The sequence below is a fragment of the Flavobacterium soyae genome (assembly GCF_045348165.1).
In the GTDB taxonomy this organism is placed as follows: Bacteria; Bacteroidota; Bacteroidia; order Flavobacteriales; family Flavobacteriaceae; genus Flavobacterium; species Flavobacterium soyae.
The window spans coordinates 3,308,541-3,331,735 of the sequence record NZ_CP150845.1 but is presented as its reverse complement, the minus strand read 5'-3'; the positions used below and the strand labels follow the sequence as shown (position 1 = coordinate 3,331,735).

At 35.7% G+C, this 23,195-nt stretch carries 20 protein-coding genes; 15 read left to right on the top strand and 5 right to left on the bottom strand.

All coding sequences use genetic code 11. From position 1 onward, the window contains the following. Positions 1-350 precede the first annotated feature (350 nt). On the top strand, positions 351-2,162 hold the full coding sequence (locus tag AABD74_RS14290) for a T9SS type A sorting domain-containing protein (RefSeq protein ID WP_406843275.1): 1,812 nt from the start codon (positions 351-353) through the stop codon (positions 2,160-2,162). Positions 2,163-2,204: 42 nt separating this feature from the next. Beyond that, complete coding sequence (locus AABD74_RS14285) at positions 2,205-3,695, top strand: hypothetical protein (RefSeq protein ID WP_232682958.1); 1,491 nt, start codon at positions 2,205-2,207, stop codon at positions 3,693-3,695. 131 nt (positions 3,696-3,826) lie between these two features. Here AABD74_RS14285 and AABD74_RS14280 read toward each other — a convergent pair whose 3' ends face one another. Beyond that, positions 3,827-5,062: a PQQ-dependent sugar dehydrogenase gene (locus AABD74_RS14280; protein WP_406843274.1), complete on the bottom strand. Its 1,236-nt coding sequence runs from the start codon at positions 5,060-5,062 to the stop codon at positions 3,827-3,829. 154 nt (positions 5,063-5,216) lie between these two features. After that, on the bottom strand, positions 5,217-6,230 hold the full coding sequence (locus AABD74_RS14275; RefSeq protein ID WP_406843273.1) for a zinc-binding alcohol dehydrogenase family protein: 1,014 nt from the start codon (positions 6,228-6,230) through the stop codon (positions 5,217-5,219). Positions 6,231-6,500: 270 nt separating this feature from the next. Here AABD74_RS14275 and AABD74_RS14270 point away from each other — a divergent pair, with 270 nt between their 5' ends. The 7 genes from AABD74_RS14270 to AABD74_RS14240 all read left to right on the top strand — a co-directional run bounded on the left by AABD74_RS14270 (position 6,501) and on the right by AABD74_RS14240 (position 12,301). Continuing rightward, complete coding sequence (locus AABD74_RS14270; protein WP_406843272.1) at positions 6,501-7,061, top strand: GNAT family N-acetyltransferase; 561 nt, start codon at positions 6,501-6,503, stop codon at positions 7,059-7,061. Positions 7,062-7,111: 50 nt separating this feature from the next. Continuing rightward, positions 7,112-7,981, top strand: coding sequence for a helix-turn-helix domain-containing protein (locus AABD74_RS14265; protein ID WP_406843271.1), 870 nt, complete (start codon positions 7,112-7,114; stop codon positions 7,979-7,981). Between the two features lie 76 nt (positions 7,982-8,057). Further along, complete coding sequence (locus tag AABD74_RS14260; RefSeq protein WP_406843270.1) at positions 8,058-9,107, top strand: alpha/beta hydrolase; 1,050 nt, start codon at positions 8,058-8,060, stop codon at positions 9,105-9,107. Between the two features lie 184 nt (positions 9,108-9,291). Next, positions 9,292-9,726, top strand: coding sequence for a DoxX family membrane protein (locus AABD74_RS14255; RefSeq protein ID WP_232682952.1), 435 nt, complete (start codon positions 9,292-9,294; stop codon positions 9,724-9,726). A gap of 153 nt (positions 9,727-9,879) precedes the next feature. Next, entirely contained in the window at positions 9,880-10,716 is an 837-nt protein-coding gene (locus AABD74_RS14250; RefSeq protein WP_232682951.1) for a sulfite exporter TauE/SafE family protein, read from the top strand. Next, positions 10,703-11,110 carry a DUF1634 domain-containing protein gene (locus AABD74_RS14245; RefSeq protein WP_232682950.1) on the top strand — a complete coding sequence of 136 codons (408 nt, stop codon included), beginning with the start codon at positions 10,703-10,705 and terminating at the stop codon, positions 11,108-11,110. Before AABD74_RS14250 ends, AABD74_RS14245 begins: the two co-directional genes overlap by 14 nt. Before the next feature lie 168 nt (positions 11,111-11,278). After that, positions 11,279-12,301 carry an LLM class flavin-dependent oxidoreductase gene (locus AABD74_RS14240; RefSeq protein WP_406843269.1) on the top strand — a complete coding sequence of 341 codons (1,023 nt, stop codon included), beginning with the start codon at positions 11,279-11,281 and terminating at the stop codon, positions 12,299-12,301. A 212-nt stretch (positions 12,302-12,513) separates the two neighbouring features. Here the strand turns inward: AABD74_RS14240 and AABD74_RS14235 are convergent, their stop codons facing one another. Continuing rightward, on the bottom strand, positions 12,514-14,937 hold the full coding sequence (locus AABD74_RS14235) for a TonB-dependent siderophore receptor (RefSeq protein ID WP_406843268.1): 2,424 nt from the start codon (positions 14,935-14,937) through the stop codon (positions 12,514-12,516). 215 nt (positions 14,938-15,152) lie between these two features. Here AABD74_RS14235 and AABD74_RS14230 point away from each other — a divergent pair, with 215 nt between their 5' ends. Beyond that, positions 15,153-16,433, top strand: coding sequence for an acetyl-CoA C-acetyltransferase (locus AABD74_RS14230; protein WP_406843267.1), 1,281 nt, complete (start codon positions 15,153-15,155; stop codon positions 16,431-16,433). A gap of 100 nt (positions 16,434-16,533) precedes the next feature. Here AABD74_RS14230 and AABD74_RS14225 read toward each other — a convergent pair whose 3' ends face one another. Beyond that, on the bottom strand, positions 16,534-17,142 hold the full coding sequence (locus tag AABD74_RS14225; protein ID WP_232682945.1) for an FMN-dependent NADH-azoreductase: 609 nt from the start codon (positions 17,140-17,142) through the stop codon (positions 16,534-16,536). Positions 17,143-17,249: 107 nt separating this feature from the next. Here AABD74_RS14225 and AABD74_RS14220 point away from each other — a divergent pair, with 107 nt between their 5' ends. Further along, a complete protein-coding gene (locus AABD74_RS14220) occupies positions 17,250-17,627 on the top strand; it encodes a helix-turn-helix domain-containing protein (RefSeq protein WP_232682944.1) in 378 nt (125 codons plus the stop codon). Positions 17,628-17,811: 184 nt separating this feature from the next. Here AABD74_RS14220 and AABD74_RS14215 read toward each other — a convergent pair whose 3' ends face one another. Continuing rightward, the gene (locus AABD74_RS14215) at positions 17,812-18,561 is read right to left on the bottom strand and encodes a dihydrodipicolinate reductase C-terminal domain-containing protein (protein WP_406843266.1); all 750 of its coding nucleotides are present in this window, start codon (positions 18,559-18,561) and stop codon (positions 17,812-17,814) included. Between the two features lie 405 nt (positions 18,562-18,966). On the opposite strand from AABD74_RS14215, the gene AABD74_RS14210 reads away from it, so the two are divergent. The 4 genes from AABD74_RS14210 (at position 18,967) to AABD74_RS14195 (ending at position 23,167) form a co-directional block, all read left to right on the top strand. Then, complete coding sequence (locus AABD74_RS14210) at positions 18,967-19,401, top strand: DUF1810 domain-containing protein (RefSeq protein ID WP_232682942.1); 435 nt, start codon at positions 18,967-18,969, stop codon at positions 19,399-19,401. A 152-nt stretch (positions 19,402-19,553) separates the two neighbouring features. Next, a complete protein-coding gene (locus AABD74_RS14205) occupies positions 19,554-19,904 on the top strand; it encodes a hypothetical protein (RefSeq protein ID WP_406843265.1) in 351 nt (116 codons plus the stop codon). A 243-nt stretch (positions 19,905-20,147) separates the two neighbouring features. Further along, positions 20,148-20,843, top strand: coding sequence for an ABC transporter ATP-binding protein (locus AABD74_RS14200; protein ID WP_406843264.1), 696 nt, complete (start codon positions 20,148-20,150; stop codon positions 20,841-20,843). A gap of 29 nt (positions 20,844-20,872) precedes the next feature. Continuing rightward, the gene (locus AABD74_RS14195) at positions 20,873-23,167 is read left to right on the top strand and encodes a TonB-dependent siderophore receptor (protein ID WP_406843263.1); all 2,295 of its coding nucleotides are present in this window, start codon (positions 20,873-20,875) and stop codon (positions 23,165-23,167) included. Positions 23,168-23,195 lie beyond the last annotated feature (28 nt).

The following is a 23,195-nucleotide window of genomic DNA, read 5'->3' as shown; positions in this document are numbered from 1 at the left end:
CTTTGCATAAAAATGGCAATTATATAAAATCAGATAAAAATTATATAAAAAACTGAACTATATAGCACTTAATTTTGAGTATAGTAAATTTCTTAGGTTTTTAATTTATTGTAACCAATAAGTAAGTAATTTTGTAGTTAGTAAAACTAATTCAAATAACTTTTTTTACAATTTAGATTAGTTTACAATCATACTTTGTTTTCCGTTTTTTTTATAAAAGTGAATTCTTAATCATGCAGATAAGGAAATAGCAGCTGTTTTGCTGCAGGCAGAAATATATAATTAAGGGTTTAGTATTACTTGAAATATAGTTATTCGACAGCATCTGATTTTTAATTAAAATAAAAGTTATGAAAAAGATTACCTTACTAATTTATATAATTTCTATTCAAAGTTTTGGACAGATTTATGTTGGCGCCAGTACTCCCGTGTATGTAAAAAACCAGGTGCTTTTCGTGAAGCAGGATATAAATTTAGCAGCAAACTCAAACTTGTATCTGCGTAATTTATCTCAATTGGTACAAGGTACAACAGGAACTTCAACTAATGTTGGAACCGGAATTGTGTCTATTTACCAGGAAGGAACTGCTGATAATTTTGACTACAATTACTGGTGTTCTCCAGTAGGCATCAATGTGGCAGCATCCGGCAACCAGAATTTTGGCATTACGATGCTAAACAGGCCAACAACCTCAACGGCTTCGACTCCCGCAACAATTCTTCCATTAGCAAATTATGACGGAAGTGCAAATCCGCTCTCAATCGCATCGCGATGGATTTATAAACTTACCAATGCCAATAGTTATTCGCAATGGGTTCAGGTCGGAACTACAACCACAATAGCGCCAGGTGAAGGTTTTACGATGAAAGGCACCAGCGGGTCTGACGCTGTAGATCCGGAAGGAACGGGAATTGTAAATAATCCCGGCACAGGTGCACAACGCTATGATTTTAGAGGAAAACCAAATGATGGCAATATTACTGTTACGGTTGGAGCAAACAATGCCTCAACTTTAACAGGAAATCCATACCCGTCTGCTTTACATTTAAATGCTTTTTTATTAGATCCTTTAAATAATGCCTGTACCGGAATTGCTTATTTCTGGGAACAGGACAAAACTGTAAATTCACATTTAATTGCGGCTTACAGAGGCGGATATGCCACTTACTCACCCGGAACTTTAGGTTCAAACGGTATTTATGTTCCTGCCACTTTTAATAGTTATAATGGCGATGGTTCACTAAATAACGTTGGAACCACATTCGGACTTATGCGTGAGCGTAAATATGCGCCTATCGGGCAGGGTTTTGTAATTAAAGGAGCCGCAGATGGCACTGTAACGTTTAGAAATTCGTATCGAATATTTTATAAAGAAGGCGAAAGTTTGTCGCATTTTGAAAAACCTGCAAGAAACAAAACTACTGCTAAAAGTGGAGAAACTGCTAAAAATGAAGAAGCAGAAGCATCTAATGATATTCCTCATATCAGGATAAATGCCATTATCAACAATCAATTTACAAGACAGCTTGCCCTTGCTTTTTTACCCGAAGCTACTGATGGTATTGATAAGGGTATCGATGCTTTAAGTATGGACAATAACTTTCCTAATGATGCCTTCTTTTTACTGGAAGGAAAAAATTATGTGATACAGGGCATTAATTTTGACATTACAAAACAAATTCCGTTAACGGTAAAAGCAGCCGCCAATACAACACTTAAGTTTTATATCCCTGAAGTTATAAACTTCGATCCTTCGCAAAATATATTTTTATATGATGCTGCAGATGGGTCTTTTCACAATATTAAAACCGGGAATTATGAAGTCACAATTCCACAGGGCGTATATCCCGACCGATTTAAAATTACTTTCACAAACAAAGGATTGGGTACAAGTGAAGAAACTAAAAATAATTTTTTCATTATGCAGGATAATGCAGCCCGATCATTAAAAGCTTCCAACCCTGATTTAATCCAATTCAAATCATTTCATCTCTACGATATTTCTGGCAAAACGGTACGATCTAAAAAGAATCTGGGTGCTGAAGAAAATTATAGTTTCTCTACATCAGGTCTAAGTTCCGGAGTTTATATTGCGACATTTTTAACTGCTGAGAATAAAAAAATATCTCAAAAAGTAATTATTTCAAATGCAGGAAATTAATAATGTTTTTTTTTGATTTTCAACCTACAAAAACCTGAAATTATGAAAAATACAGCCTCAATAAATTGCCGAACACTATTAATACTTACTCTTTTCTTTTTATCATATTTTACAAATGCACAAATAGGAATTGGAACAGTTACACCTGATGCAAGTTCTGTGTTAGATATAGCATCGACAAGTCAGGGAATGCTGGCTCCCAGAATGACAACTGCCCAAAGAAATGCAATAACCTCTCCTGCTGACGGATTAATTGTCTATGATACTGATTTAAAAGCTTTTTACCATTATTCTTCGGGTTCAACATCATGGTTAGTAATGAGCAGTGGTACAAGTCCAAGAGTAAATTTTAAACGTATAAAAGCTGCAGATAACTTAGCAACTGTTCTCGCAACTGAACTGTCAAACGGCGGAGGGACTAAATACCTTTTAAGCTCCAATACATTGTATGAAATAAATGGCCTCATTATATTTGATCATCCTATCGACCTCAATAATGCTTATATTCAAGGTTTAGATTCTACTGAAGATATTATACTTAGAACTACGGGAAATATTTTTGAAGGTGCTACAGGCGGGAATATTAAAAACGTTACCATTAGAGCCGCAACCGGAAGTATTTTTAACCTGAGTGGTTCGGCAGCTCAAAATTTAGTTTTTAGGGACTGTATAGTTGCCAACTCAGCCAGTGTAGGAACAATATCTGGTTTTGGATTGGTTTTTCTTAGTATTGTTCAATTTTCAGGAAATACAACCGGAATCACTTACAACAATATAACGCAGCTGCTATTAAGTAATATGGGCTGGTTTGGCAATAATACAGGTACTTACGAAAAACTAACCGGAACATTTACATTAGTAGAAAAACAAGGAGGTTTTAGCCAGGTCGACGGTACTGCGATAGGATTTGATGTTTCTACATCAGGACTTACTATCACTGGAGATGCAGTATTAGAATCTGTTGTTTTTACTGGTACAAACACAGCAGGATATGTAAAAGCCTATACAACGGGAACGTATACAGGATTTAATTTTAATAATAGCTGGAGTGTAAGATCTGCAGGAATACCAACAGAAACTGATGCTAGTGCTACAGCCGATTTTTCTATGGATTATGCTGTTGGATCCGGTCTTGGAGTCAGCTTTACAAATGGTGCTAATCCAAGTAATATAGTAAAAGTAGGCTCAGGAACACCTTCTACAACATATTCGAATTTATTTAGATTTTCAACTGATGCTGCAAATCGATTACGATATCTGGGAAAAAAGAAAAGAATTTTCCAGGTTGGAGGATCTATCTCTTTTCAGGTACCTGCTGCCGGTATATACATCATTTATATTGCTAAAAATGGAACTGCAATAAGTCAATATAAAGTTTACGGAAGAGGACTGGCTGCAAATGATATTATTGTACTGCCATTAAATGCAACCACAGAATTAGTTAACAATGATTATATCGAAGTTTTTGCCCAGCGATATAGCGGAAGCAACGGAGATATTGTAGTACCCAATATGACACTTACAATTGAATAATAATAAAAGCTTATCAAAGCTCAATGTTCTGAATCAAATCAAGATCAAGCATAATAAAAAAATAAACCCTATAATTTTTATTTTTATATAGGGTTTATTTTTTTTTTCAGCAATAGATTAACAATTAATAATTATTTCTTATCTATTTTATAAAGTCTTCCCTGATCTGTTACAGCATATAAAGCACCGTCAGCACCTTGTGTAATATCTCTAAAACGCTGGCCTTCACCTGCAAGAAGCCTTTCTTCACCAGCCACTTTATTATTTTTTATTACAAGTCGGGCAATGTGGGTTCCGCTTAATGAACCTATGAACAGATTATTTTCCCACTCTGGCACACGATTTCCGGTATAGAAAGTCATACCACTTGGAGAAATCACAGGATCCCAGTAATAAACCGGCTGTTCCATTCCTTCTTTTTGCTGAATAGCATCGCCAACAACTTGTCCGCTGTATTCAATTCCGTATGTAATTGTCGGCCAGCCATAATTTGCTCCTGCTTTAAGACGGTTAATTTCATCGCCGCCTCTTGGCCCGTGTTCGCTCAGCCAAATTTCTTTCGTAACCGGATGCACAGCAAGTCCCTGCGGATTTCTATGTCCATAAGTATATATTTCAGGAAGAGCATTTGTCCCGCTAAAAGTTGGATTTCCAGCTGCAGGCTGTCCGTCTTTTGTAATTCTGACTACTTTTCCAAGACTTGACGTTAACGATTGTGCCAAAGGCCTTGTTTGCAATACAGAACGCTCTCCCGTACTTACAACAAGATTCCCGGTTTGGTCAAATAGAATACGTCCGCCATAATGTAAATCACTTGGATTTGCAGGACTTGAACGATAAATTACTACAGCATTTTCTATTGTTTTTTCGTCGTTTGCCAATTTTCCTTTTGCAACAGCCGAAATATTTCCGCCTGTTACAGCCTCAGAAAACACCCAGTAAACCATTCTGTTTGTTCCAAAATCAGGATCAAGGCATAAACCTAATAAACCTCCCTGATTAGCAGGGTTTACTGCCGGCAGACCTGTAATTGGTGCACTAACCACTCCGCCGGTTGTAACGATACGTAATGTTCCCGTTGTTTTTTGAGTTACCAGAAGCCGGCCGTCAGGAAGAACTTTCACGCTCCACGGGCTGGTAAGCGCCGATGTAATAATATCGGCTTTAAATTCTGTATTGGTAGTCATTCCGTTAATTCTGGTCTGACCTGAAAAAGCAGGTTTATATTGTGAATTTGCTGGATTAGTTTCTACAGGATCAGTTACTGTTCCGCCTCCATTTTCAGGGCTGCCATTGTTATCATTATTGTTGCAGCTAAAAACAAATAATACCCCCGAAAGAATGAAAATATACTTTAAATTTTTCATAGTAGTCATTGATTAAATTAATTTGGGTTATAGCTAGTAAATATCAATAATTAAAAATGGAATATTTTATATAATTTAAGGGTAGACTTACAGAATTTTTATTAAAAAATCCCATTTCTTTAAAATGAGATTTCTTTAATTCCTAAAAATACTTTTAATATTTAATCGCAATTTTTCCAATCGTTTTTCCAGACTCTAAAAGCTGATGCGCTTTTTTAAGATTCTCAACAGAAAGTCCTTTGTAGGTTTCTTTTAAAGTCGTTTTTAAAACACCATCGTCTAATAAATCGGCAATTTTATTCAAGATATGATGCTGTTCGATCATATCTTCTGTTTGAAACATCGAACGTGTGTACATCAATTCCCATGAAAATGAAACACTTTTGCCTTTCAGTTTATTTAAAACAACAGGTTCAGCGCTTCCGGTAATAGAGGCAATGTGTCCTTGAGGTTTAATCAATTCTGCCATAATATCCCAATACGCATTCGTATCAACAAAATCTAAAATAAAATCTACATGCTGGAAACCAGCTTCTCTAACAGAAGAAATTAAATCTTTATGATCTACAACAAAATCGGCACCCTGCTTCTTGCACCAATCAATAGTTTCAGGACGTGAAGCGGTTGCAATTACCGTTAATCCTGCAATTTTTTTTGATAGCTGAATGGCGATAGAACCAACACCGCCGGCACCTCCAATAATCAAGATTGATTTTCCTTTGTCTTTTTCAGGATTTATTCTAATTCTGTCAAAAAGAATTTCCCAAGCTGTTAAACCTGTTAACGGAATAACGGCAGCTTCTGCATTGGTTAATGATGTTGGTTTATTGCCTGCAATTCTTTCGTCAACAATTTGAAATTCTGCGTTGCTTCCTTGTTTCGTTAAATCTCCGGCGTAATAAACCGGATCACCAACTTCAAATAAAGTTACTTTTTCGCCAACTGCCTGAACAATTCCCACAGCATCCCAGCCAATAATTTTTGGGGTTTCAAGAACGGTATCTTTTGCACCGCTCTGGCGAATTTTAAAATCGACCGGGTTTACGGAGACTGCATCAATTTTTACTAATAAATCGTGCGCTCCGGGTATTGGTTTCACAGTTTCAAATTCGATAAAACTGTCTTTTTCTTCTATGGGTAATGATGATTTGAATCCTATTGCTTTCATCGTTTTTTAAATTTTTAATTAAAATATACTAACAAAGATACGAGGGGTTTGATTCTTAAAAGTGGTATATTTTTATTTTATATTGGTAGAAATTCAGCAATTTGAAAAGGTTCTGAGATTCTAAGTTACTAAGACGCTAAGTTTTTATTTCACGCAGATTTTACAGATTTAGGCAGATTAAAAAAGATCTGCGTTTATCTGCTTAAATCTCTTTTAAATCTGCGTGAAAAACATTTTTAAAAAGTAAATTTGCTTTAAAATCTCTTTAAAATGAATATCCGTAAAGCCAATATATCCGATTCAAAATACATTGCTCCTATTTTATTATTGGCAATGGAGGACATCATTTACAAGTTTATTGCTAAAAAAGATTATGCTGCTGCAAAAGACTTTCTTCAGTATTTTGTAGAAAGAGAAAATAACCAATATTCGTATCAAAATTGTTTTGTGGCTAAAGCCGATAGCGAAATCACCGGCGCAGTAAATATTTACAACGGTTCTGATATAGAAGAATTACGCACATCAATAATAAAACATGTCAGAACGAATTTTAATCCTGAATTTGATCCCGAACCTGAAACAAGAGCAGGAGAATTTTATATCGATTCATTAGGTGTAAATCCGAATCATCAGGGAAAAGGAATTGGTTCAAAAATACTTCGGTTTTTAATTGCCGAATATGTCCATAAAAACAAACAGACATTAGGATTATTGGTTGAAGAAGATAATCCGCTGGCAAAAAATCTCTATTTAAAACTCGGATTTAAAGTTGTTGGAGAAAAAACTTTGGTTGGGAAAAAACTCGAACATCTACAAATAAGTCCAAATTAAAATTCGGCTCTGCCAAAGAAAATTAGTATTTTTAAACCAAAACAGGCTCGATGAACCACCAAATATTTGAATCGAATTATAAAAAACTGGGATTTTTAATTCTAAATCGGGAAACTGTTGAGGAAATTAATGGTGATGGTTACAAAGTTTATATTAAGGTCTTGTATTTACCCGAAGATTATGAAATAACAATTGATTTTAAACAATATAGAACTTACAGCCCTTCCCTGTTTTTTATAAACAGTAATCAATATTTACAAATTAATAAAGAAGGAAAAAAGCAAGGTTATTTCATGTATTACAACCGTGATTTTTATTGTGTGCAGATTCATGATGCCGAAGTTGCCTGCGACGGATTGTTATTCAATAATATTTTTGAAATGCCAATGACAACGCTGCCTGAAAAAGAGGTTTTATTTGTAGAAAGTATATACAGTCAGATTCAGGAAGAATTTGACGCTCCCGATTCTTCTCAGGAAGAAATGATCCGAACGTATTTGAAACAGCTTATTATTAAAGCAACCCGAATCTGGAAAATACAGCAGTTGGGTGTTTTGAATGATGAACCATCTAAGGAAATGGATTTCTTTAGAGATTTCAGCCGATTGGTCGAAATTCATTTCAGAACCAAACATACTGTTGCCGATTATGCCGATATACTGGGCGTTGCACCCAAAACGCTTTCGAACAAATTCAATCGTTTAGAACTTTCGCAGCCCAACGATATTATTAAAGACCGCATTATTCTGGAAGCCAAAAGGCTTTTGGGGTATTCTTCATTAAGTGTCAAAGAGATTGCCTATCAGCTCGGATATGAAGATCCGGCTTATTTTAACCGGCTTTTTACCAATAAAGTTGGAGATACTCCATCAAATTTCAAGAAAAAATACCTTCAAGGGAAAAATGTACAATTAGAATAGACTTTTGTCTATTTTTACAGCCTTATTACCACCATATCTTTGTCCTATCAAATTATAAATGATAAAAACAAAAGATATGAAAACTATTAAAGTATTACAACAGGGTTTATTTATTGCAGCATTGTTAATTGTAAATACAATTGCTTCAGCACAAGAAAGACAATTTAAGGGACAAAATGACCCGGAAATTTTTACAGAAGTCAGAGGCTTTTTAAATGCATTAAATTCAGGTGACGGAAAACCTTTAGAACAATTATCTATTACAGACGCACGTAACGTATTAGTTGGTGCACAAAAATCTGTAGAAGTTGATTATTCTGGTATCGAAGAATCTGAAAAAGTAATTTCTCAAAACGGTTTAAAAGTAAAAATTCATATTACAAAACCTAAAGGCGCAAAAGCAAATACTCCGGTATTTATATTTATTCACGGCGGCGGATGGGTTTTAGGAGATTATCCAACGCATAGAAGATTAGTGAGAGATTTAGTTGTAGAAAGTGGTGCAGTTGCTGTTTTCCCAGATTATACACCTTCTCCTGAAGCTAAATATCCGGTTGCAATCAATGAAATTTATGCAGCAACGCAATGGGTAGCCGAAAATGGAAAAGAAATTGGTGTAGATGGTAAAAACCTGGCTGTTGTGGGGAACAGTGTTGGAGGAAATATGTCTGCAGCAATTACTTTAATGGCAAAAGATAAAAAAGGTCCTCATATTAAACTGCAGGTTTTATTATGGCCGGTAACGGATGCTAATTTTGAAACTGAATCTTATAATTTATATGCCAACGGACGTTTCCTGACTAAAAACATGATGAAATGGTTTTGGGATAATTACTTGCCAGATACTGCTAAAAGAACCGAAAAATATGCTTCACCGCTGCAAGCAAGTTTAGAAGAATTGAAAGGCTTACCTCCTGCACTGGTTCAAACTGCCGAAAATGATGTTTTAAGAGACGAAGGTGAAGCGTATGCAAGAAAATTAAACGAAGCCGGAGTTCCTGTTACCTTAACAAGATACAACGGATTGATTCACGATTACGGGCTTTTAAACCCAATTGCAAATGTTCCTGCTATACAAACTGCGGTTCAGCAAGCTGCAATTGTAATTAAAACAACATTGAAATAAGAATTCCATATTTAAAACCAAAAAGGGATAGAATTAATCTTCTAATCCCTTTTTTGGCATTTTATCGTTTATTTTAAACAATTTGACGATCATTCTGCCGTTATTAAAAAATAACCGGACGATTTTTCCTTAATTTTCAAAAGAAATTCGTTTAATGACATTGAAATAAAAATTAATAATCAGAATGAAAAACATAACCATATTAGAAGCAGGTTTAATTTTAAGAATAGTTTTAGCAATCACAATGCTTTCAGCGGTAGCTGATCGATTTGGACTTTGGGGCGCACCCGGTTCAAATGGTGTTGCATGGGGAAATTGGGAAAATTTTGTCGTTTATACACAAACACTTAATTCTTTTGCCAACAAGGCCACAGCAGAAATTTTAGGCAGTATCGCAACTTTCTTCGAAATTTTACTAAGCCTATTATTAATATTCGGTTTTAAAACTAGAATTGCCGCTTTAGGAACTGCCCTTTTACTGTTTCTTTTTGCATTTTCAATGGCTGTTTCAGTTTCGGTAAAAGCGCCTCTTGATTATTCGGTTTGGACGAGTGCAGCGGCCGCCTTATTGCTTGCCAATATCGGAAAAACATCTTTTGCAGTTGATAATAGAATATAAAAGTATGTCGCTGTCGCAGTCGCCATAACTTTGACAAAGTTCGTAACTCATAATTCATAATTCAAAAAACATTTTTAAGGTATATTTAAGGTCGTAAACTTATCACGGACAAATATGTATTCGTAAATTAGCAGATACAAAAACATATCTTAAATGACAATACTTACCTTTACTCTGATAATGCTTCTTGGGGCTTTTTTAGCAGGCTTTATTGGTTCATTATCAGGTCTGGGAGGCGGTATAATTATTATTCCACTTCTAACTATTATTCTCGATGTTGATATTCATTATGCAATTGGAGCCGCTTTAGTTTCGGTAATTGCGACTTCTTCGGGTTCTGCGGCGGCTTATGTTAAGGAAGGAATTACTAATATGCGCCTCGGAATTTTTCTGGAAATCGCTACAACCATCGGAGCCGTTTGCGGAGCTTTACTTTCCACCATCGCTCCTACTTCATTTATAGCAGTTTTATTCGGACTTACATTAATTTTTTCGGCTATAAATTCGCTTCGCAAAAAAGAAGAGCATATTGTTTTAGAATCAAGTCCTTTGGCAAAAAACTTAAAACTTCAGGGAACTTATCCAACACATGACGGACAAGTGGTAAGCTACGGGACCAAAAACGTTATTGGCGGTTTCAGCATGATGGGAATTGCCGGAATGATGTCTGGTTTACTCGGAATTGGTTCTGGTGCTTTTAAGGTAATCGCAATGGATAATATTATGCGAATTCCGTTTAAGGTTTCTACCACAACCAGTAATTTTATGATGGGAGTTACGGCAATGGCGAGTTCTGTAATTTACATTCAAAAAGGGTATATCGAACCCGGAATTTGTATGCCGGTTGTTATTGGCGTTTTATTTGGCGCAATGGCCGGAGCAAAAATTTTGGTTAGAACAAATCCTAAAAAACTTAGAATATTTTTCGCCTGTTTAATTTTTGTGTTAGCAGTTAATATGGTTTATAACGGAATTAATGGAAAAATCTAAAGTTATGACGCACGAAAAATTTGGAGAAAAAAGTTTTCAAACCATTATTGGGAATTTATTGCGCTATGGTGTTTGGATTTCATTATCAGTAGCTTTTATTGGCGGAATTGTTTATTTAATGCATCACGGAAATGACATTGAAGATTATTCTGTTTTTAAAGAAAATGACCGAAATATATTTGAAGTTATTACAGCAGTTGTTAATGGGGTAATTTCAGGAAGCGGCGAATTTTTGATTTTCTTTGGAATTATATTATTGTTTCTAACCCCTGTTTTCAGGGTTTTACTTTCTCTTTTCTCTTTTTTGATCGAGAAAGATTATTTGTATGTTATTATTACGCTGATTGTTATTCTGATTATTATAACCAGTATTTCATTTGGATTTTCTCATTAATATGTTGCTGTAGGCTTTAGGCTGTAAGCTATAGGCTTTTCAAAAAAGCTTAAAGCCTATTACCTAAAGCTTAAAGCCCAAAAAAAATACTATACGCTTTATGCCGTAAGCTATAAGCTCTCTAAAAAAAGCTTAAAGCGTACAGCCTAAAGCCTAAAGCTAAAAAAAATGGAAATAGGAATCGATAGTTTTGCTTCGGCAATGTATGGCGACAACAATACCCTGAGCGGTGTTGATGCAATGGAACAACTCCTGCAGAGAATTGAATTTGCAGATCAGGCTGGATTGGATGTTTTCGGGATTGGGGAACATCATAAAAAAGAATTTCTGGATTCGGCAACAGCGGTAATTTTAAGTGCCGCGGCTGCAAGAACAAAAAATATACGTTTGACCAGTGCGGTAACGGTTTTAAGTGCCGCTGATCCTGTAAGGGTTTATCAAAGTTTTGCCACATTGGATTTGATTTCGAAAGGAAGAGCCGAAATTGTTGCAGGCCGAGGATCTGCTATTGAAGCTTATCCCCTTTTTGGATATGATCTTAATGATTATGATGCACTTTTTAAGGAAAAACTCGAATTGCTTTTGCAAATTAGAGATAACGAGTTTATAACCTGGTACGGAAAATTTCGTCCGGAATTAAATAATCTTCCGGTTTATCCAAGGGCTTTACAGGAAAAAATGCCGATTTGGCTTGGAGTTGGCGGAACTCCCGAATCTTTTATCAGGGCCGGAAGTTTAGGTTTACCTTTAATGGCTGCTATTATAGGCGGACAAACGCACCGTTTTAAACCTTTGATTAATTTATATCGCGAGGCCGGAAAAACGGCTGGTTTTAAACCACACGAATTAAAAGTTGGCTTGCATTCGCCGGGATATGTTTCAAATACGACCGAAAAAGCAATTGAAGAATATTATCCGGGTTATGCTGAATTGTGGACAAAATTAGGAAGAGAACGCGGCTGGCCTCCGGTTACACAAGACAAATTCAATGGTTTAATTGATGACCTTGGTGTTTTAATTGTGGGAAGTCCTGAAAGAGCTGCAGAGAAAATTTTACGCCACAGCGAAGCACTCGGCGGAGTTGAAAGATTTACTTTCCAAATGGACAATGCCGGATTAACGCATTCACAATTAATGAACGCCATAGAACTTATTGGAACAAAATTAATTCCTTTGATTAAGAAAGGGTAATAGTTTGTGTGGTTTTTAGGCCACAGATTAAACGGATTTACGCCGGTTTGTTTTAATCGAATGTATAAATAAAACTGTGAAAACCCGTTTAACCCGTTAAATCCGTGGGCTTTTTTTGCCACAGATTACACAGATTAAACGGATTTTTTATTTTCTTGGAAGATTCAAAAACTTTGAAACTTTGTCTCTTTGAACCTTTGTAACTAAAAAATTTAAAACAATTTATAAGTAACTCCAATTCTAAAGTTAATTGGCTGTTCTGTCTGCCAGTAGTAAGCATTTAACCATTGATAGTAAGAGCCGCTGTAAAGGTATTTGTCTAAGATATTAAATACGTTTCCGGTAACTTTAAATTTACCTGTTTCATAAGATAAACCACCATCAAGTCTAAAATAGTTTGGAAGTTTTTCTAAACCTTCACTCCAGGTATCAGTTTGACGCCCTGCAAGGAAAGATCCTCCAATAGAAGCACCAAAACCTTTAAGCGCACCGCCTTGAACTGTATAGTTTAACCATGCATTTGCAGTATGTTTTGCGTAACCTGGTACAACAGAACCTTCCCTAATACTCGAAACATTAGAATCAAGAACTATAGATTCTGTAAAAGCATAGTTGGCAATAAGGTTAAGACCGTCGAATAATTTTCCTCTTACATCAAATTCAACACCTTCGGCTCTCTTTTTTCCTAAAATAACCTTATATACCTCATTTGGCTTATTATTTGGATCTGAGGTAAGTTCATTTTCTTTTAGAATTCTGTATGCTGCAAGCGTAGTGCTCCATGACCCGTCAAACCAGTCTCTCTTAATACCAAACTCAAAATTACTTCCTGTAAGAGGTTTTATTGGATCTCCATTTTGTGTAATCCCTGATTGGGGTGTAAAAGCCTGATCGTACAATCCATAAATGGCAGTACTTGGATCTATAGAAAAACTAAGTCCGGCACGAGGCGTAATGTGGCTGTCTTCCTGGGTATCTCCCCAAGCTGACTGATTGATCCAGGTATATCTCGCTGCAAGAGTTAATCTCAGTTTATTTTCAAAAAAGCCAAGTTCATCCTGAATATAACTCGCAGCATATTCTGAACTCATACGTCCGCCTGCTCTTTTACTAAGTGGAGTTTCATGATCAAAAGCAGGAAACCCGTTAGATGGCGTACCATAATTTGGATTATATACATTAAATGGATTATCAACTGTATCAAGATCGTGAGATTGTCCCCAATCTGCCATATAATCTTTGTTTCCTAAATCTACTCCACCTAATACTTTATGAGTAACAGATCCTGTATTAAATTTTCCGTTTACAAAAATCTGTCCTAAGTACATATTGCTTTCTGCATCCCAGATACCAACATTTCTGATTATATCTCCTTCTCCAATAGTTCCTTCCGGAATTCCGTTAAAATCTCTGTCAACATCACCAGGTCCAACAACACCAGGCCAAGAACTGTAACCCTGCTGAATGTATTTAAAGTAAGAAGTCTGTGCAGTAAGTTTCCAGTTATCATCAAACTTGTGTTCGAATGTAAGGTAACCGCTGTGATCCTGAATATTTGTATCAGGCAGTCCTGGCTGTGTCATTGTAAACCCTACCGGAAGTGTTGCATACCCGCCAGATACAGGGCCAAATACATAATAAGAACCAACTTCAGTCATATTTGCATATTGGAAATTATATTCTGCAGAGATTTTCGTTTTATCATCAATTTGATATGAAATTACCGGAGCAATTACATAACGGTTATTGTGCTCATAAGCACGGTGAGAGCCTTTATTCTGAGCAGCTCCGTTAAATCTGTAAAGTAATTTTCCTTTTTTATCTAATTTTCCGTCAAGATCAAGACTTACCCGGTAAAAATCGTAGCTTCCGCCAATTGCAGTAACTTCACCTTTAGTAATTCCGGTTGGCTTTTTAGTAACCACATTATAAAGTCCGCTTGGATCACCGCTTGAAAGCATAAAACCTGCAGGGCCTTTTACAAATTCAATATGGTCAACAAAACTCATATCTTCAGTTAATGGTCCCCAGAAAGAAGAAACCACATTAAATCCGTTACGGAAAGCCTGAATCTGCGAACCACGCATTGTAATATTCGTATATAAATCGCCCCAATGCTCTAAACGTACAGCACCACTCACATTACGAATAACACCGTCGCTCATACTTGTAATCTGCTGATCTTTTAAAGTTTGTCCGCTTACAATTTGTACGTTTTGCGGAATTTCCAACACCGGAGTCTGAAGACGTAATGACAATGAAGGCTTATCTTGTTTGTATTTATTTTTTGTAATAACAACTTCATCAAGATCTTCCTGACTTTCAGAAAGTGCAAAGTTTTTTGTTGTAGTCTGCTTTGCAGTAACTACGATTGTATTTTCAACGGCGTGAATTCCAACTGCACGAATACTAATGGTGTATGAACCCGGCTTAACATTTTTAATTTCATATTGACCATTGTCATTTGTAACTGCCGAATATCTGGTGCCTTTAAGAACTATAGAAACACCTGGTGCCGGTTCATTACCGCTTAAAGAAATTTTTCCGTTTACTTTTCCTAATTCCTGACTCATCGCGTTTAGTGAAGTCAAAAGAACCATCAAAAAACAAACTTTCTTAATGATATTTATACTCATTTTAGTAATATTTTAAGTTTTATTTGGCAAAAGTAATTTCTAATATTCTGTTTTCCAAATTATTTTTAATCATTCTAAATAAAAAGAAGGAATTATAGACAAACACCCTTAAAATAACGTTTAATGAACTAATATTCTCGTTTAAATAACAAATTAATAATAAACTCTGCTTATCTTTAAGCTTAAAATGAATCGTCAGAAATAATTTTTTTAAGATGAATACTACCAAAACTGTTAGAAAAGTTGCCATTGTGGGTTATAACCGAATTCCGTTTGCAAGAGCTAACACCGCTTACGCAGAAACTGGAAATCAGGAAATGATGACCGCAGCCTTAAACGGACTTATTGATAAGTACAATTTAAAAGGCCAATTATTAGGTGAAGTTGCCGGAGGCGCTGTAATTAAACATACTTACGACAGCAATTTAATTAGAGAATGTGTTATGAAAACGGCTCTTGATCCTGCTACCCCAGCCTGCGATTTACAGCAAGCCTGCGACACAGGAATAGAAAGTGCTGTTTATATTGCCAATAAAATTGCGCTTGGCCAAATCGAATCCGGAATTGCCGGCGGAGTTGATTCTATTAGCGATATGCCAATTGCAGTAAGTGAAAAATTGAGAAAAACTTTACTTAAAGCCAGACAGGCAAAATCATTGGGAGAAAAAATTAAATTGTTTTTAAAACTTCGTCCAAAAGATTTTAGCCCTTTAGTTCCACGTAATGAAGAATCTCAAACCGGGCTTTCGATGGGCGGACATACTGAAATTACAGCAAAATATTATAAAATTTCAAGGGAAGATCAGGACAATCTGGCGCTTAAAAGTCATTTGAATATGGCAAAAGCCTATGATGAAGGTTTTTTTGATGATATGATTACGCCTTTTAACGGACTTGATAAAGATAATAACCTAAGAAAAGACAGCAGTATAGAAAAACTGGCTAAACTAAATCCTGCCTTTGATAAAGCACACGGAACTTTAACTGCCGGAAATTCAACTCCTTTAACAGATGGTGCATCCTGCGTACTTTTAGCCAGCGAAGAATGGGCAGAAGAACACGGATTACCAATCCTGGCTTATATTACATTTGCAGAAATTGCGGCGATTGAATATGTCAAAAATCAGCAGAATCTTTTATTAGCCCCTTTATTTGCAGCCAGCAGAATGCTTGAAAAAGCCGAATTAAACCTGCAGGATTTTGATTATTATGAAATTCACGAAGCTTTTGCTGCTCAGGTTTTAGCTACTTTAAAAATTTGGGAAAGCCCGGAATTGAGTGCTGAATTAGGTTTAAAGAAAACCCTTGGTGCAATCGACAGGGAAAAACTAAATGTAAAGGGAAGCAGCCTAGCAGCCGCACACCCTTTTGCTGCAACCGGAGGAAGAATAATTGGCGTTATGGCAAAATTATTAAATGAAAAAGGCTCCGGAAGAGGATTTATTTCAATTTGTGCCGCGGGCGGACAAGGTGTCACCATGATTATAGAGAAATAATATTATTGAATTTCATTTTATAAATCTGCCGGATCTGCGTGAGTAATTTTTGCACACAGATTTGGCAGATCCAGCAGATTTTTTAATTTCTCTCCATTTTTTAAAAAGCAAATTCTTCAACAGAAGACAAAGCTTTTGGTAAAGCATTTTCTGCAAAATCAGGAATTGCAGTTCCTTCTACACGGAAAGTGGTAACATCTGTCATCCCCAAAAAGCCTAACACAGCTCTAAGATACGACTCAGAGAAATCGTAGCTTTTATATGGCCCTTCAGAAAATATAGCCCCGGATGCAATCGATAAGTACACTTTTTTATCTGTTACTAACCCTTTTGGTCCCTCTGCACTATAACTAAAAGTCTTGCCTGCTCTTGCAACCTGATCAATCCATCCTTTTAAAACTGCAGGAATTCCAAAGTTATACAAAGGCACGCCAATCACAATAATATCAGATTCTAATAACGTTTTTATTGCTGCATCAGAATATTTCAATACTTCTGTTTGTTCCGGCGTATGTGCTTCTGAAGGCATATAAACAGCATTAATATGTGCACCAGTCAAATAAGGTAAAGGTGTTTTAGTAAGATCAAGTGTCTGTACTTCAGTTTCTGTTTGTGCTGTTAATTTTTCGATAATAGCATTTGATAATTGATTACTAAACGAAGTGTCTCCTTTTGTGCTGGTAATTATTCGCAGAATTTTCTGGCTCATGGTTTAAATTATTTGTTTTACGATACAAACTTATCTACATTTACTATCTCTTTTATAGTACTATCCTCAAGGATAGCACTATCCTTGAGGATAGTAACGTGATAAATATGGAAACAGAAGTAAAAACTCAAAAAATAGACGAAAAAAATTACAGGCCACAAGAATGCATGGCGGCACTGCTGCCTGTAAGAGATGCTTTGGAAATTTTAAGCGGAAGATGGAAACTGCCCATTTTAATTGCTTTGTCTGACAGGCCAAAACGTTTCAAAGAAATTTCTAAAGACATCAACGGAATTACAGATAAAATGCTTTCTAAAGAGCTGAAAGATCTTGAAATAAACAAACTTGTTACCAGAACTGTTTATGATACTTTTCCGCCAACAGTCGAATATTCACGAACAGAACACAGCAAATCTTTAGGAGAAGTTATTATGGCCTTAAAAGACTGGGGAACTTTACACAGAAAAGAAATCATCGGAAAATAAAAAATATCCGAAAAGACAGAAGATTGTTTTTTTATAAAGCCGCAGATTAAAGGATTAAAATGATTTAAAAATCTGCTTAATCAGTAAAATCTGCATGAAACAAAAACTTAGCGAATCTGCAGTCCCGATAGCTATCGGGACTGCAGATTAAAAAACTTAGTAACTTAGTGCCTTTGCGGCATAACTAAACCGCAAAATAAGGCGATAGAATATCTTCAAAGCTGTACAATCCTTTTTTCTTGTCTTTTAAATTCTCAGCGACAAAAACAACGCCGCTTCCAAAAGCTTCCCTTGAAATCGATTCGTGAATTAAACGAACCGTTTGATATGGAAATCCAAAGATAACTTCATGTTTCCCAACAATTCCTCCTGCTCTGACCGAGTTGATACTTTCTTTTTCAACATCAAGCGCTTCGGCAATTTTTATGGCCGTTCCGGATGTTCCTTCTTTTTTCTTAAAATGCTCTTCGTTTACTTCGATATCAACCCAAGGTGCAATTTTCTTTAAAAACCTGGCGGCAAACAATAAATAATTGACACCCAAAGTAATATTTGGAGACCAAAAAACAGTTGTTTTATCAGCAAGTTTTTTAAGTAGTTTCAGCTCTTTATCCTTGTAATGCGATATTGCAGATATAATCTTTACATTTTTCTTTGCTGCAGATTCTCCGTAAAAATAAATCCCCTCATCTGAAGAAAAATCAATGATTGCATCTACAGGATGTTTTTCAAGCAAATCGTTAACATTTGTATTTGAACTTGAATAAATTAATCCGGGTTCGTTAGATTCAATTCCTAAAAATTCCGGGGCAGATCTGTGTTCTAAAACCTTGCTTTGTCTTAAAACCCATTCCAGTGAGAATTTTTTATTTTCAAGTAATATTGATGCTACTGATTTTCCTGTTTTTCCAAATCCTATTAATCCTATTTTCATATTTTATTTTTTAATTTGAGTATGAAACCCGTTAGCAGAAATTGGGTATTGCTATGATGAAATACAATTGAAGAAATTGTTTTAAAAATATCGCAGCAAATAACCCTGTTTGATAAAAATAGGAAAATTACAACAAAGCATCTAGAAAAAATTTTTATTTATAACAATAAACAAGCTTGTTAACAGGAAATATTTTGTTATTTAATTTTTGCCCTAATAAAATTTGAATGAACTTTTAGATGAGTATTTTACTTTTTGCAGCTAAATTTTTACGGTTCTTTTTTAATCACTTTTTCTTCATAATATTTCAATAAAATAGCAGTAAAAAAAGGATTTAGTAATATACAGCTAAACATATTTTGAGTAGTTTTATGACCTGATACCCCCAAATCAATAAAGTAAAGAATGGCTTACAATAACAAAGAATTACTTCGATTTTTAGACGCTCAAAACAAATTGTACCTGACTGCTCTTGATGAAATTAAGAAAGGCAAAAAAAAATCTCCATGGATGTGGTTTATTTTTCCACAGATAAAAGGAATGGGTTCGAGTGATACATCAAAATTCTACGAAATTAAAAATGCCGATGAAGCAATTGCTTTTCTCGAACACCCAATTTTAGGAAAACACCTTATTGAAATAACAGAAGAATTGGTCAAAAAAGACGAACTCGACGCTGTAGATATATTTGGTACGCCAGATGTTGAAAATTTACAATCGTGTATGACGCTTTTTGCAAGCATTCAAAATACAGAGCCCGTTTTTCAGGAAGTTTTGCATAAATACTTTGACGGATCTTCTGATTTTCATACGCTGCAACTATTGTACAGTAATTTGTAAAATCAGCAAATACAGCCAGTTTACAATATAATCATTAAAAATATAAAGCTGAAATTAGTGCATTTCTAAATTAAGTATTTATATTTGCAACACTGTTGCGTTTGTTTCTTTCATAATGAAAAGGTTAAATATCGCAGCAGAAATACCACTGAATGAAAAAGAAAATCGTAGTTGTAAATTTACTGATGTCTTTTGCAGTATTGTTCGCCATGCTGTTTCAGACGGTTCACTCCTACGAACATATTTTAAGGCAGACTTCAGAGAAACACTGTGAGCACAAAACTACCGCCGGACAAAAACAAATAACGCACAGCCATTCGGTTGATGCTAATTGTCATATTTGCCATTTTGCCTTTAGTACTTTTATTCCGAATTCATTTCAGGCATTATCATTTCATAAAATAACGGTCGAAACCTCTTATAAATTCTTTTATTCGAAGGTTTATACTGCATTTTTTAAAGGCAGTCTCTTTGCACTGCGCGCGCCTCCCGCATTCATTTAATTTACTGCATTTTACTTATTTAAATAAAAGCAGCTTTTTACCTATATAATAAATTGAGTAAAAAGAAATACTGTTTTACAGCTGTTTGGTTCCTTTATTTGGACTCAAACCAGCCTTTTAACTCTTGTAGTAAATTATCCCTTCTCAAAATTAGATATTCATAATCAAGCCTTTACAAATAAAGTAAAAGCCTGGGATTTCCATATCATTTCCAAAATCAATTTACCAAAATACATAAAAACTATGCTTACAGCAAAAAATCTCACCAAGAAGTATGGTGATCATACGGCTTTGAATTCCTTAAATTTAACCATAAACGAAGGCGAAATCTTTGCGCTTTTAGGACAAAACGGCGCCGGAAAAACGACTACAATCAATCTTTTTTTGGGCTTTATCAAGCCAACATCGGGAGAATTAGAAATCAATAACATTTCGGTTACTCAAAATACACAGGAAACAAAAAAGCATGTGGCCTACATTCCAGAAACTGTAATGCTTTATCCCAATTTAACCGGTTTAGAAAACCTAAAGTTCTTTTCATCTCTCGCCGGATTCAAATATTCTGCAGGAGAATTAACTTATTTCCTGAACAAAGCCGGTTTACAGGCTGCAGCGCACGATCAAAAGCTGGATGGGTATTCTAAAGGAATGCGCCAAAAGGTGGGAATCGCCATTGCAATTGCCAAAAAAGCTAAGGTGCTTTTACTAGACGAACCTACGAGCGGTTTAGACCCAAAAGCTTCCAACGAGTTTTCGCAGATTTTAAAAGAGCTTTCTGCCGACGGAACGGCAATTTTAATGGCAACACATGACATTTTCAGAGCCAGAGAAGTCGCTTCGCACATTGGTATTATGAAACAGGGAAATTTAGTCACTGTAATCGAAGCAGCTAAAATCTCAGCAAATGAGCTCGAAGATTTGTATTTACAAACCGTTTAAAGGAAAAGGTATTTCCAATCAAAACCAAAATGAAACATTTAATTCTCTTTTTATTTATAATAATCACCGCGCAGTCCGCACAATCACAGACTATTAACAAAAAAAATACTGACAGCATTGCTCAGGATTCTGTTAAAATGACCAAAAACGAATTGCAAACCGTTGAAATTGTGGGACGTTCGACCAAAAAGTACACCAGCGATTATTCGTTTGCTGCCACAAAAACGGCAGCTTTAAACAAAGATATTCCGCAGTCTATTTCAACCATAACCAAAGAACTAATAACTGATAAAGGCGCTTTTTATCTCGCCGATGCTGTAAAAATGGCAAGCGGTGTAATTCCGGCAAGTTATTACAATCAATATACGATTCGAGGTATCAGCCAAAATGAAGAAGGACAGATTATCAACGGAATGCGAACGCGCCAATACTATTTTTTACAGCCTTTAACCAGCAATATTGAGCGTGTCGAAGTGATAAAAGGTCCGTCGAGTGCGACATTTTCTTCTGTTGATCCGGGCGGAAGCATCAATATGGTGACTAAAAAACCTTTGGCAGTTGACCGAAAAGAAATCAGTATGAGCGTGGGCAGTTTCAGTACTTTACACGGAACACTTGATTTTACAGGCCCTTTAAACGAATCAAAAACACTTTTGTATCGTGTAAACGGTGCATATCAGCAGGCAAAATCATTTCGTGATTTAGTGAAAAATAAATCGTTTTTGATTTCACCTTCCTTCAGTTATATCCCAAATGAAAAAACTGCCATTAATACGGAGTTGATTTTGAGCGATATGAACGGAAATCTTGACAGAGGCCAGCCAATTTTTGGTGCCGCTGCCGGAAAAACAAGTTTAAATAAAACCCCAATCAGCTTAAATCTAGGATCGCCAAGTGATTTCTTTAAATCGAAAGAAATGATTTTGATGACGAATTTTGCCCATAAATTCAGTTCTAAAATTGGTTTTAATGCATCGTACATGAAACAAACCTGGACAGAAGATCTTCAGGAACACAGAACTACAAATGCATTTGCGGTCGATATAAACAATCAGCCTGTTACAAATCTGGCGATGATGCAGTTTGTGCAGCGTCAGCAAAATTGGGATATCGACAATTTGAGTGCTTATTTAAACTTCGATTTCAAAACCGGAAAACTCAATCATAAATTACTAACGGGTTATGATTTAAGCAGCTGGAACAAAAACAAAGGCGGCGGACAAAACGCGGCAAGAGGTTATTTATTAAAAGACGGAACGGTTGCGAACACTTTTGTTTTGGCAAATTCCTCAAATTATCAAACCATTACAGTTGACGGTGTTGTAATGCCAAAACCAAATGTAGAATATTTTAATTTGAATAATCCAACTTACAAAATTACAAGCCCTGAGGATTATACGCTGAACGTTAGAACAGCGCTGCCATCGGCACTTACAGCAACCAATGCCATTTATATTCAGGATCAGATTCAATGGGAAAAATTTACTTTTTTATTGGGTTTGCGAAACGAATGGTTTGAGGATATTACAAACTACGAAACCAGTAACGAATTAAAAGTAAAAAAAACGGCTTTGCTGCCAAGAGTTGGGATTACTTATGCGGTAAATAATGCTATAAATATTTATACAACTTATCTCGAAGGTTATCAGCCGCAATCGAATACGGTTACATTAATGCCTCAAACCGGCTCATTGCCTGCCGGAAGTTTATTCGATCCACTCAAAAGTGATTTGAAAGAAGCAGGAATAAAAACAACTTTTTTAAACAACTCAATGAGTTTTAACGCAGCGATCTATGAAATCAGACAGCGCAATATTTTAATGAATGCCAATGATCCTGCAAATCCTGATTTATTGGTTACAAGAGGTGCAGAACGAAGCCGTGGTTTTGAGTGCGATTTAGCAGGTTATATTACACCAGACTGGCAGGTAAACGCTTCGTACAGTTATATCGATGCCGAAATTATAAAAGACAATAATCCGGCTTTAATTGGTGCCAGAAAACAAAATACGCCAAAAAACAGTGCCAATTTATGGACGCGTTACAACTTTAAAGCAGGTTCTGCTTTGCAGGATTTAGGAATTGGTTTCGGAATGCAGTATCAAAGCAGTAAGATTCCTTGGTTTACAAGAGATTTTACACTTCCTGATTTTACCATTTTTGATGCAGCGATATTTTATAAACCTAGCAAAAGCAATGTGCAGATTGCTGTAAATGCCGGCAATTTATTAAATAAAACCTATTGGCTTGGCGCACAGAATTACTTGCGTTTATTTCCCGGAAGCCCAAGAAATGTGAGCCTTACCATAACTTATAAATTTTAATTCGTTGAGTTGAAAAATATTTAAACAC